The sequence below is a fragment of the Kluyvera sp. CHPC 1.251 genome (genome assembly GCF_036759945.1).
Taxonomy (GTDB): Bacteria; Pseudomonadota; Gammaproteobacteria; order Enterobacterales; family Enterobacteriaceae; genus Kluyvera; species Kluyvera sichuanensis.
Map to the genome: position 1 here is coordinate 262,442 of NZ_JAPKIC010000004.1, position 12,723 is coordinate 275,164.

General features: G+C 52.1%; 8 protein-coding genes and 1 pseudogene. 4 read left to right on the forward strand and 5 right to left on the reverse strand.

Features of this window, described 5'->3' with window-relative positions:
- Window positions 1–91: 91 nt before the first annotated feature.
- From rpsA to serC, 5 genes and pseudogenes are all read right to left on the reverse strand, one after another.
- Complete coding sequence (gene rpsA / locus V6940_RS10380; RefSeq protein WP_333495790.1) at window positions 92–1,765, reverse strand: 30S ribosomal protein S1; 1,674 nt, start codon at window positions 1,763–1,765, stop codon at window positions 92–94.
- A gap of 112 nt (window positions 1,766–1,877) precedes the next feature.
- Window positions 1,878–2,561 carry a (d)CMP kinase gene (gene cmk / locus V6940_RS10385; protein ID WP_185666567.1) on the reverse strand — a complete coding sequence of 228 codons (684 nt, stop codon included), beginning with the start codon at window positions 2,559–2,561 and terminating at the stop codon, window positions 1,878–1,880.
- A gap of 175 nt (window positions 2,562–2,736) precedes the next feature.
- Window positions 2,737–3,504, reverse strand: a pseudogene (locus V6940_RS10390) (M48 family metallopeptidase).
- 134 nt (window positions 3,505–3,638) lie between these two features.
- The gene (gene aroA, locus V6940_RS10395; protein WP_333495791.1) at window positions 3,639–4,922 is read right to left on the reverse strand and encodes a 3-phosphoshikimate 1-carboxyvinyltransferase; all 1,284 of its coding nucleotides are present in this window, start codon (window positions 4,920–4,922) and stop codon (window positions 3,639–3,641) included.
- A 71-nt stretch (window positions 4,923–4,993) separates the two neighbouring features.
- Window positions 4,994–6,082 carry a 3-phosphoserine/phosphohydroxythreonine transaminase gene (serC, locus tag V6940_RS10400; protein WP_333495792.1) on the reverse strand — a complete coding sequence of 363 codons (1,089 nt, stop codon included), beginning with the start codon at window positions 6,080–6,082 and terminating at the stop codon, window positions 4,994–4,996.
- Between the two features lie 286 nt (window positions 6,083–6,368).
- On the opposite strand from serC, the gene ycaO reads away from it, so the two are divergent.
- The 4 genes from ycaO (at window position 6,369) to pflA (ending at window position 12,676) form a co-directional block, all read left to right on the forward strand.
- A complete protein-coding gene (gene ycaO, locus V6940_RS10405; protein ID WP_333495793.1) occupies window positions 6,369–8,129 on the forward strand; it encodes a 30S ribosomal protein S12 methylthiotransferase accessory factor YcaO in 1,761 nt (586 codons plus the stop codon).
- A gap of 405 nt (window positions 8,130–8,534) precedes the next feature.
- Complete coding sequence (gene focA, locus V6940_RS10410; protein ID WP_333495794.1) at window positions 8,535–9,392, forward strand: formate transporter FocA; 858 nt, start codon at window positions 8,535–8,537, stop codon at window positions 9,390–9,392.
- A 55-nt stretch (window positions 9,393–9,447) separates the two neighbouring features.
- Entirely contained in the window at window positions 9,448–11,730 is a 2,283-nt protein-coding gene (pflB, locus tag V6940_RS10415) for a formate C-acetyltransferase (protein WP_333495795.1), read from the forward strand.
- A gap of 205 nt (window positions 11,731–11,935) precedes the next feature.
- On the forward strand, window positions 11,936–12,676 hold the full coding sequence (gene pflA / locus V6940_RS10420; RefSeq protein ID WP_035892443.1) for a pyruvate formate lyase 1-activating protein: 741 nt from the start codon (window positions 11,936–11,938) through the stop codon (window positions 12,674–12,676).
- Window positions 12,677–12,723: the final 47 nt, after the last annotated feature.

The following is a 12,723-nucleotide window of genomic DNA, read 5'->3' on the forward strand; positions in this document are numbered from 1 at the left end:
AGCCGCCCTTTGTGCTAGATTACAGGCCGAAACCTGCAATCTGTCAAGTAAACTCATCACATTTCAGGTTGTTAAACCCGAATGCGTAAGATTACTCGCCTTTAGCTGCTTTGAATGCTTCAGCCATTGCGTTGGAGAAATTGCCTTCTTCCTGTTTGTTGTTAACAGTAGCGATTGCATCTTTCTCGTCAGCTTCGTCTTTAGCACGTACGGACAGGCTAATTGCGCGGTTTTTACGATCAACACCGGTGAATTTAGCTTCAACGTCGTCGCCAACGCTCAGAACCAGAGTTGCATCTTCAACGCGGTCACGGGATGCTTCAGAAGCACGCAGGTAACCTTCAACGCCGTCGGCCAGTTCTACGGTTGCGCCTTTAGCGTCAACTGCAGTGACTTTACCGTTAACGATAGCGCCTTTCTTGTTCAGAGCAACCCAGTTGTTGAACGGATCTTCTGCGAGCTGTTTAACGCCCAGGGAGATACGTTCACGTTCTGCGTCAACCTGCAGAACAACTGCAGCGATTTCGTCGCCTTTTTTGTATTCACGAACTGCTTCTTCGCCTGCAACGTTCCAGGAGATGTCAGACAGGTGAACCAGGCCGTCGATGCCGCCGTCCAGGCCGATGAAGATACCGAAGTCAGTGATAGACTTGATTTTACCTTCAACACGGTCGCCCTTGTTGTGGGTTTCCGCGAACTGCTGCCATGGGTTGTTTTTGCACTGCTTCAGACCCAGGGAGATACGACGACGTTCTTCGTCGATATCCAGAACCATAACTTCCACTACGTCACCAACGTTAACAACTTTGGATGGGTGGATGTTTTTGTTGGTCCAATCCATTTCGGAAACGTGAACCAGGCCTTCAACGCCTTCTTCGATTTCAACGAAGCAGCCGTAGTCGGTCAGGTTGGTCACGCGACCAGTCAGTTTGGTACCTTCTGGATAACGCTTAGCGATAGCTACCCATGGATCTTCGCCCAGCTGTTTCAGGCCCAGAGAAACACGAGTACGCTCGCGGTCGAACTTCAGCACTTTAACAGTGATTTCGTCGCCAACGTTTACGATTTCGCTTGGGTGCTTAACGCGTTTCCAAGCCATATCGGTGATGTGCAGCAGGCCGTCAACGCCGCCCAGATCAACGAATGCACCGTAGTCAGTGAGGTTCTTAACGATACCTTTAACTTCCATGCCTTCCTGCAGGTTTTCCAGCAGCTGATCGCGCTCTGCGCTGTTTTCGGATTCGATAACGGCACGACGAGAAACAACAACGTTGTTACGCTTCTGGTCCAGCTTGATTACTTTGAACTCAAGCTCTTTGCCTTCCAGGTGCAGAGTATCACGCACTGGACGAACGTCTACCAGAGAACCTGGCAGGAACGCACGAATACCGTTCAGCTCAACAGTGAAGCCACCTTTAACTTTGCCGTTGATAACACCAACTACAGTTTCAGCTTCTTCGTAAGCTTTTTCCAGCGTGATCCAAGCTTCGTGACGTTTAGCTTTCTCACGGGACAGCAGGGTTTCACCGAAGCCGTCTTCTACTGCATCCAGAGCAACGTCAACTTCGTCACCAACCTGGATTTCCAGCTCGCCCTGGGCGTTTTTGAACTGCTCTGCCGGAATGGCGGACTCAGATTTCAGACCGGCGTCAACCAGTACTACGTCTTTGTCGATAGCAACAACAACACCACGAACGATGGAACCCGGGCGGGTTTCGATTGTTTTTAAGGATTCTTCAAAAAGTTGAGCAAAAGATTCAGTCATGTTTAATCTTCAGGTTAATATTAACGTCCACCTGACACCATGTCGGATGGGGTTGTTTCACATACCCGCTGTCAATCCATTGCAACGGGGGTACTGCAAATTCGGTCGCGTTTTACGCGAGTGCCAGTTTCTGGCGCGCATAGTCTAACGCTTTTTCAATTACTTGCTCAATGCTTAAGGTGGTGGAATCCAACACTAAAGCATCGGCGGCAGGAACCAGTGGCGCAACAGCACGATTACGATCGCGGTCGTCACGCTCCTTTATCTCTGCCAAAAGGCGCTCAAAGTTAACACTAAAGCCCTTTTCCTGCAACTGTAGCATGCGGCGATGCGCACGTTCTTCCGATGAGGCATCAAGGAAAATTTTCACCGGCGCATCCGGGAACACCACGGTGCCCATATCACGACCATCGGCAATCAGACCAGGGGCTTCGCGGAAGCCGCGCTGACGGCGCAAAAGCGCCTCACGCACGCGTGGGAATGCCGCCACCTGGGAAGCCGCATTGGCCACTTCCTGAGTGCGGATTTCACCACTGACGTCTTCACCTTCCAGAATGACTTCCAGCGTACCGTCTGTAGAGACGAAGCGAACGTCCAGATGCACGGCCAGCGGCACTAACGCGTCTTCAGATGCTACATCCACATGGTGGTGCAGCGCGGCCAAAGCCAGCACGCGATAGATGGCACCGGAGTCCAGCAAATGCCATTGCAATGCTTCTGCCATTGCTTTGCACAGCGTGCCTTTACCCGCGCCGCTTGGGCCGTCAATGGTAATTACCGGGGCAATTGCCGTCATCTCTTTCTCCTTAATGAAAGGCATATACAACGTAAACGCCGCGCATTATACGCATCTCTGGGCCGGACGGTTACTGTTGTCTGTCTGAGAATGACAAAATCAGGTCCATGAATTGGCGGGGGAATAGAGAATTATAGTGGGCTGGTGCAACGCCAGCCCGGAAAGTGACAATAATTTACTTTTTGTCAGCCACAATGCGCTCTTTGATATGTTCTGAACGCTCCGTTGACGGCGGGTGCGAGTCAAACAAGGATTTTGTGTGGCCGGAATCAAGGCTTGCCAGTTTGTCGAAGCTACCCACCAGGCCCTGAGTGCTGATACCACGTTTTTTCAGCAGGTCGTAAGAGAAGTCATCTGCCTCAGACTCTTTCTCACGGGAGAATTTCGCATTAATCGCCCCTTCCGCAACATCGCCTAACTGCGAGCGGGAAAGCTGGGAAGCGACGCCGCTGGTGGAAGAAATTGCGTCGCGTGCGGCTACCACGGCATAGGACGCTTTCATTTCTTGCAGAGAGTGACCCAGCGCAACGTGCCCCAACTCGTGCCCCAGTACGCCTTCCACTTCGTTATCAGTCATCATATCCATCAGACCGCTGTAGACGCGTACGCAGCCATTCGCCATTGCCCAGGCATTGACGTCACTGGTCATATAGACCTTGTAGTTAACCGCCGTGCCATTAATGTTGTTCCCCAGCGCGTTAGCGATTTTAGCCAGACGCTTGCCATACTTGCTTTTCGCACTTGCGACCTGATTCTCGCTGTCCATCTCTTTGCATCCCTGACTGGCGAGAGATTTCGCATCAGCATCAGTCAACGTCGCCGCTTTATAGGCCTAAAGCCCTGAGCTCGCAATCTTATTGCCATCGAGGCCGTTCATGTTTTTACACCCAGCCAACAGCGTGGTTGAGATAGCAAGCGCCAGCCATAGTTTCGTATTTTTCATATGAATCATCCGTTGATTAATCATAAAAATATCAATTAGTTAAACGGATAAGAGAGTAGCATTGCGATGGGGGTGTCAAAAGTCCGAAAAAAAACGCCGACAGGATGTCGGCGTTTTACTGAGGAATGACCGCATTAGGCTAACGTACTGATACGCGCCAGCTGTTCGAAATAGTCCGGGAAAGTTTTCGCCGTGCATTTCGGGTCAAGAATGGTGACCGGCGTATCCGACAGCGCCACCAGCGAGAAGCACATCGCCATACGGTGATCATTGTAAGTGCCAATCTCGGCAAAATTCAGCGCTGCCGGCGGAGTAACGCGAATATAGTCTTCACCCTCTTCCACTTCCGCGCCCACTTTACGCAGTTCGGTCGCCATCGCGAACAGGCGATCAGTCTCTTTCACGCGCCAGTTGTAAATATTGCGCAGCGTGGTTGTACCTTTCGCAAACAGCGCTGCCGTCGCGATCGTCATTGCCGCATCAGGAATATGGTTCATGTCCATATCGATGGCGTTCAGTTCGCCGCGGGTACAGGCAATAAAGTCGTCGCCCCAGGTGATGGTTGCGCCCATCTTTTCCAGCACGTCAGCAAAGCGAATATCGCCCTGCACGCTATAGCGACCAATCCCCGTCACCTTGACGGTGCCGCCTTTAATGGCCCCAGCGGCGAGGAAGTAGGAAGCGGACGAAGCATCACCCTCGACCAGATACTGGCCCGGAGAGACGTACTGCTGGCCACCACGCACGATAAAGCGCTGGTAGTTCTGGTTTTCCACTTCAACACCAAACGTTTTCATCAGGTGCAGCGTGATGTCGATATATGGTTTGGATACCAGGTCACCTTTAATGGTGATGGTTGTATTCTGGGGTGCCAGCGGTGCCGTCATCAGCAGCGCGGTCAGGAACTGGCTGGAGACGCTGCCGTCTACCTCAACGCTACCGCCGTTAAAACCGCCCTTCAGGCGCAGCGGTGGATAGTTTTCCTGCTCCAGATATTCAATCTGCGCGCCGCCCTGACGCAGGGCGTCGACCAGGTGGCCAATCGGGCGTTCCTTCATGCGCGGTTCGCCGGTCAGGACGATGTTGTTGGTGCCAAGGCACAGCGCCGCCGCCAGCGGACGCATTGCGGTACCGGCGTTGCCCAGGAACAGTTCCAGCTCGCTGGAGGCCTGTAACGGGCCGGCATTACCCGTCACTTCACAGCGGGTGCGGTCATCAGACAGGGTGTATTGAATTCCCAGCGCCTTCAACGCGTTCAGCATGTGGCGGACATCATCGCTGTCCAGCAGGTTAGTCAGAACGGTCGTGCCGCGCGCTAAAGCCGCCAGCAGCAAAGCGCGGTTAGACACGCTTTTAGAACCGGGCAGGTTAATCGTGCCATCGACGCGCGCGATAGGTTGTAACGTCAGGGATTCCATGAAACTCAACTCTCAAAAAACAGAAGTAAAAACCCCACGGGCAGGCCGTGGGGATGAATAAAAAAACCAGATTAACCGTGACGGCGCTCGAAGTCCTGCATGAATTCCGTCAGCGTCTGTACGCCTGCCAGCGGCATGGCGTTATAGATAGAAGCACGCATCCCGCCCACCACTCGGTGGCCTTTCAGCGCATGCAGACCCGCCGCAAAGGACTCTTCGAGGAACAGTTTGTCCAGCGCGCTGTCCGCCAGCTGGAACGGCACGTTCATACGAGAACGGTTGGCGCTTGCCACGTCGTTACGATAGAAATCGCTGCCATCAATGGTGTTATACAGAAGATCGGCCTTCTGCTGATTAATACGGTCCATTGCAGCAACGCCGCCCTGCTCTTTCAGCCATTTGAAGACCAGACCAGCCAGATACCAGGCGAAGGTCGGCGGCGTGTTGAACATGGAGTCGTTATCGTTCAGCACGGTGTAGTCGAGAATAGATGGGCAGGCAACGTGCGCTTTACCCAGCAGGTCTTCACGCACGATAACCAGCGTTAAGCCCGCCGGACCGATGTTTTTCTGCGCGCCAGCATAGATAACGCCGTAGCGGCTCACGTCAATTGGGCGCGAAAGAATGGTTGAGGAGAAGTCGGCAGCGACAACCACGTCTTTACCAAAGTCAGGCGTCTCTTCGATGGCAATGCCGTCGATGGTTTCATTTGGGCAGTAGTGCAGATAAGCCGCGTTGTCAGAGAGTTGCCAGTCGCGCATCGGTTTCACCGCGCGCTTGCCGTCAACGGTCACTTTGGCGTCGATGACGTTCGGGGTGCAATATTTTTTCGCTTCTTTAACCGCACTTGCCGCCCAGTAGCCTGCGTCAACGTAGTCCGCCGTGGTTTTGTCGCCGAGAATATTCAGCGGTACGCCCGCGAACTGACCGCGACCGCCGCCGTGGCAGAACAGCACTTTGTAGTTGGAAGGGATGTTAAGCAGGTCGCGGAAATCTTTTTCTGCTTCCTCTGCCACGTGGATAAACTCTTTACCGCGGTGGCTAACTTCCATTACCGACGTGCCTAATCCGTTCCAGTCGCAAAGTTCTTTTTGCGCCAGTTTAAGGACATCTGCCGGAAGCATTGCCGGACCTGAACTGAAATTAAAAACCTGAGCCATAACCCTCACCACATTGCAATGTTGTCTGACCGCATGCCTCGCGCGTCATCAAACGCGTGGGCATAAGTTATTCCTGTGGCTATTGGTTTTATCATTCAGTGACACAGCCCGCAACGGATAATCCCGCACAGGGCAAAAATGCGTAGAAAATCACACAACAGAATCTATCGGCTTGACGAAACAAAATGGTCTATTTCGCTATTTGTATTTGCCCGCTGAAGTGTATAGCGATTGTCATGCAAACCCCGTATCATTGCGCGCTTTCCGTACGACAAAAGAGATTGCTATGACGCAAACCTATATTCCCGGCAAAGATGCCGCACTGGAAGATTCCATCGCTCGCTTCCAGCAAAAGCTGCTCGACCTGGGCTTCGATATTGAAGAAGCTTCCTGGCTGAACCCGGTTCCTAACGTCTGGTCGGTGCATATTCGTGATAAGGCATGCTCTCTGTGCTTTACCAACGGTAAAGGCGCAACCAAAAAAGCCGCGCTAGCCTCCGCGCTAGGCGAGTATTTTGAACGTCTCTCCACCAACTATTTCTTCGCTGACTTCTGGCTGGGCGACAAAATCGCTAACGACCCGTTCGTTCACTACCCGAACGAAAAATGGTTCCCGCTGACCGACGACGATGAAGTACCGGAAGGTTTGCTCGACGCTCGCCTGCGCGCTTTCTACGATCCTGACGATCAGCTGACCGCCAGCATGCTGGTGGATCTGCAGTCCGGTAACGACGATCGCGGCGTATGCGGCCTGCCGTTCACCCGTCAGTCTGACGGTGAAACCATCTATATCCCGATGAACATCGTGGCCAACCTGTACGTTTCCAACGGCATGTCTGCGGGCAACACTCGCAACGAAGCTCGCGTTCAGGGGCTGTCGGAAGTCTTCGAGCGCTACGTGAAAAACCGCATCATCGCGGAAAGCATCAGCCTGCCGGAAATCCCGGCCGAGGTGCTGGCGCGCTACCCTGGCGTCGTTGAATCCATCAAAACGCTGGAAGCGGAAGGTTTCCCAATCTTCGCTTACGACGGTTCATTGGGCGGTAAATACCCGGTTATCTGCGTGGTGCTGTTCAACCCAGCCAACGGCACCTGCTTCGCCTCCTTCGGCGCGCACCCTGATTTCGGCGTAGCGCTGGAGCGTACGGTAACCGAGCTGCTGCAGGGCCGTGGCCTGAAAGATCTCGACGTGTTCACCCCGCCAACCTTCGACGACGAAGAAGTAGCAGAACACACCAACCTCGAAACCCACTTCATCGACTCCAGCGGTCTGATCTCCTGGGATATGTTTAAACAGGACGCCGACTACCCGTTTGCCGACTGGAACTTCTCAGGCACGACCGAAGAAGAGTTCGCGACCCTGATGGCTATCTTCAAAGAAGAAGATAAAGAAGTGTACATCGCCGACTACGAGCACCTGAGCGTATACGCTTGCCGCATCATCGTTCCGGGCATGTCCGATATCTATCCGGCAGAAGATCTTTGGCTCGCCAACAACAATATGGGCAGCCACCTGCGCGACACCATTCTCTCCCTTCCGGGCAGCGAGTGGGAAAAAGAAGAGTACCTGAATCTGATCGAGCAGATGGATGACGAAGGTCTGGACGATTTCACCCGCGTACGTGAACTGCTGGGCCTGGCAACCGGCCCGAACAACGGTTGGTCTACCCTGCGCGTTGGCGAGCTGAAAGCGATGCTGGCACTGGCGGGCGGCGATCTCGAGCAGGCGCTGATCTGGACCGAGTGGACGATGGAGTTCAACGCGTCGGTATTCAGCCCTGAGCGCGCCAACTACTACCGTTGCCTGCAGACGCTGCTGCTGCTGTCCCAGGAAGAAGAGCGCGAGCCGTTGCAGTATCTGAACGCATTCGTACGTATGTACGGTGCAGACGCCGTTGAAGCCGCCAGCGCGGCGCTGAGCGGTGAAGAGGCCTTCTACGGCCTGCAATCGGCAGATGGTTCTCTGGAAGCCTTCCCAGCGCATCAGTCGCTGCTGCAGGCTTACGAGAAGCTGCAGCGCGCGAAAGCCGCTTTCTGGGCGAAATAAGGCTTTTCCCGCAGAAAAAGTAGGTTTAACGTACCGTCTACGCTATATTACGGGGCCAATTGTTGGCCCCTTTTTTTATTTTCGCGCTTCGCCTCGCGAATGTGTGAAAATAAAGTTAAATATAAGTAAATACTATATTTAGTAGCTTACGCTTGTTGTTAATTTACCCGATCATTACTCCATTTTAATTAACCAATAAAATGAAGGGTAAAGAAAAAATTCAACTGAATTTGCAAATCTTAAAAATTATTTTTATGTTATAATTCAAACAATTACCCTGCGATCGTTGAAAAACCATTCGATCTTCAGGCCTATAAGCCAGGCGAGATATGATCTATATCAAATTCTCATCTATAATGCTTTGTTAGTATCTCGTCGCCGATTAAATAAAAAGAGAGAGTTAGTGTGAAAGCTGACAACCCTTTTGATCTACTCCTTCCTGCTGCGATGGCCAAAGTTGCCGAAGAAGCAGGTGTCTATAAAGCAACCAAGCATCCGCTGAAAACCTTTTATCTGGCGATTACTGCGGGCGTCTTTATCTCGATTGCTTTTGTTTTTTACATTACCGCAACCACGGGTACCGCTGGTATGCCATTCGGCATCGCGAAACTCATTGGTGGTATTTGCTTCTCCCTGGGCTTAATTCTTTGCGTGATTTGTGGCGCAGACCTCTTTACCTCTACCGTGCTGATCGTGGTGGCGAAAGCCAGCGGCCGCATTACCTGGGGTCAATTGGCAAAAAACTGGCTCAACGTCTATGTTGGTAACCTGATTGGCGCACTGCTGTTTGTACTGCTGATGTGGCTATCCGGCGAATATATGACGGCCAACGGCGGATGGGGGCTCAACGTCCTGCAAACCGCTGACCACAAAATACACCATACATTTATCGAAGCCGTCGCTCTCGGCATCCTGGCGAACCTGATGGTCTGCCTGGCAGTGTGGATGAGCTACTCTGGCCGCAGCCTGATGGATAAAGCCATGATTATGGTTTTACCGGTTGCGATGTTCGTTGCCAGCGGTTTTGAGCACAGTATCGCAAACATGTTTATGATCCCGATGGGTATCGTAATACGCGATTTTGCTAGCCCGGAATTCTGGACCGCTATCGGTTCTACTCCGGAAAGTTTCTCTCACCTGACCGTGATGCACTTCATCACCGATAACCTGATTCCCGTGACTATCGGGAACATCATCGGCGGCGGTTTGCTGGTTGGGTTGACATACTGGGTCATTTACCTGCGTGGCGGTGACCGTCATTAATTGACGATTGCTCCAGGCAGTAAATAAAAAGTCCACTTAAGAAGGTAGGTGTTACATGTCCGAACTTAATGAAAAGTTAGCCGCAGCCTGGGAAGGTTTTACCAAAGGTGATTGGCAGAATGAAGTAAACTTACGTGACTTCATCCAGAAAAACTACACCCCATATGAGGGTGACGAATCCTTCCTGGCTGGCGCAACTGACGCGACCACCAAGCTGTGGGATAACGTAATGGAAGGCGTTAAACTGGAAAACCGCACTCACGCGCCAGTTGACTTTGACACCTCTGTTGCATCTACCATCACTTCCCATGACGCTGGCTACATCAACAAAGCGCTGGAAAAAATCGTTGGTCTGCAGACTGAAGCTCCACTGAAACGTGCGATTATCCCGTTCGGTGGTATCAAAATGGTTGAAGGTTCCTGCAAAGCGTACAATCGCGAACTGGACCCGATGCTGAAAAAAATCTTCACCGAATACCGCAAAACCCACAACCAGGGCGTATTCGATGTTTACACCAAAGACATTCTGAACTGCCGTAAATCTGGCGTTCTGACTGGTCTGCCAGATGCTTACGGCCGTGGTCGTATCATCGGTGACTACCGTCGCATCGCGGTGTACGGTATCGACTTCCTGATGAAAGACAAATACGCACAGTTCCTGTCCCTGCAGTCTGACCTGGAAAACGGCGTAAACCTGGAAGCGACTATCCGTCTGCGTGAAGAAATCTCTGAACAGCACCGTGCACTGGGTCAGATCAAAGAGATGGCTGCTAAATACGGCTACGACATCTCTGGTCCAGCTACCAGCGCTCAGGAAGCTATCCAGTGGACTTACTTCGGCTACCTGGCTGCGGTTAAATCTCAGAACGGCGCTGCAATGTCCTTCGGTCGTACCTCCAGCTTCCTGGATATCTACATCGAACGTGACCTGAAAGCAGGCAAAATCACTGAACAAGACGCTCAGGAAATGATTGACCACCTGGTCATGAAACTGCGTATGGTTCGCTTCCTGCGTACCCCTGAGTATGATGAACTGTTCTCCGGTGACCCGATTTGGGCAACTGAATCTATCGGTGGTATGGGCGTTGATGGCCGTACTCTGGTTACCAAAAACAGCTTCCGCTTCCTGAACACCCTGTACACCATGGGTCCTTCTCCAGAGCCGAACATCACCGTTCTGTGGTCTGAGAAACTGCCACTGGCGTTCAAAAAATATGCCGCTAAAGTGTCCATCGACACCTCTTCTCTGCAGTATGAGAACGATGACCTGATGCGTCCTGACTTTAACAACGATGACTACGCTATCGCTTGCTGCGTAAGCCCAATGATCGTTGGTAAACAAATGCAGTTCTTCGGTGCACGTGCAAACCTGGCGAAAACCATGCTGTACGCCATCAACGGCGGCGTTGATGAAAAACTGAAAATGCAGGTTGGTCCTAAAACTGCTCCTATCCAGGGCGACGTTCTGAACTTCGACGAAGTTATGGACCGTATGGACCACTTCATGGATTGGCTGGCTAAACAGTACGTCACCGCGCTGAACGTCATCCACTACATGCACGACAAGTACAGCTACGAAGCCTCTCTGATGGCGCTGCACGACCGTGACGTTATCCGCACCATGGCGTGTGGTATCGCTGGTCTGTCCGTTGCTGCTGACTCCCTGTCTGCAATCAAATATGCGAAAGTTAAACCGATTCGTGATGAAAACGGTCTGGCTGTTGACTTCGAAATCGAAGGCGAATACCCGCAGTTTGGTAACAACGACGCTCGCGTCGATGACATGGCGGTTGACCTGGTAGAACGTTTCATGAAGAAAATTCAGAAACTGACTACTTACCGTAACGCTATCCCGACTCAGTCTGTTCTGACCATCACCTCTAACGTGGTTTATGGTAAGAAAACCGGTAACACCCCAGACGGTCGTCGCGCTGGCGCGCCATTCGGCCCAGGTGCTAACCCAATGCACGGTCGTGACCAGAAAGGTGCTGTTGCCTCTCTGACTTCCGTTGCTAAACTGCCGTTTGCTTACGCTAAAGATGGTATCTCTTACACCTTCTCTATCGTTCCTAACGCTCTGGGTAAAGACGACGACGTTCGTAAAACCAACCTGGCTGGTCTGATGGATGGTTACTTCCACCACGAAGCGTCTATCGAAGGCGGTCAGCACCTGAACGTTAACGTTATGAACCGCGAAATGCTGCTGGACGCGATGGAAAACCCTGAGAAATATCCTCAGCTGACCATCCGTGTATCTGGCTACGCAGTACGTTTTAACTCCCTGACTAAAGAACAGCAGCAGGACGTTATTACCCGTACTTTCACTCAATCTATCTAATAGATTTGACTGAAATCGCGATTAAAAACGCGTAAAATGAAGGCTCCACCTCGGTGGGGCCTTTCTTATAATCAACACTCGCTGAGTGGATTTTGCTTGCTGACTTCTATACTGAAGTTAACAAGCAAAATAAACTCGACGCGGCTTTATAACCGTGCTCGCAAACCTGGCTGTAAAGCCGGGAAGAACTGGAGATAACACCGCAATGTCTGTAATTGGTCGTATTCACTCCTTTGAGTCCTGTGGCACTGTTGATGGCCCAGGCATCCGTTTTATTACCTTCTTCCAGGGCTGCCTGATGCGCTGCCTGTATTGCCACAACCGTGATACCTGGGACACCCACGGCGGTAAAGAGATCACCGTTGAAGAGCTGATGAAAGAAGTGGTGACCTACCGCCACTTTATGAATGCTTCCGGCGGCGGCGTGACCGCATCAGGTGGTGAAGCTATTCTGCAGGCCGAGTTTGTGCGCGACTGGTTCCGCGCGTGTCACAAAGAAGGTATTCATACCTGTCTCGACACCAACGGTTTTGTCCGTCGTTACGATCCGGTGATTGATGAGCTGCTGGAAGTGACTGACCTGGTCATGCTCGATCTCAAACAGATGAACGACGACATTCACCAGAACCTGGTCGGCGTCTCCAACCATCGTACGCTGGAGTTCGCCCAGTACCTGTCGAAGAAAAACATTAACGTCTGGATCCGCTACGTCGTGGTACCAGGCTGGTCAGATGATGACGATTCTGCGCATCGTCTCGGCGAGTTTACCCGCGATATGGGTAACGTTGAGAAAATCGAACTGCTGCCTTATCACGAGCTGGGTAAACACAAGTGGGTCGCGATGGGTGAAGAGTACAAGCTGGACGGCGTGCACCCGCCGAAGAAAGAGACCATGGAACGCGTAAAAGGCATCCTCGAGCAGTATGGTCACAAGGTGATGTACTGACTCCCCTACTCGTCCCGGCGTTGCTTGCGCTCGGCCGGGCTACAGAC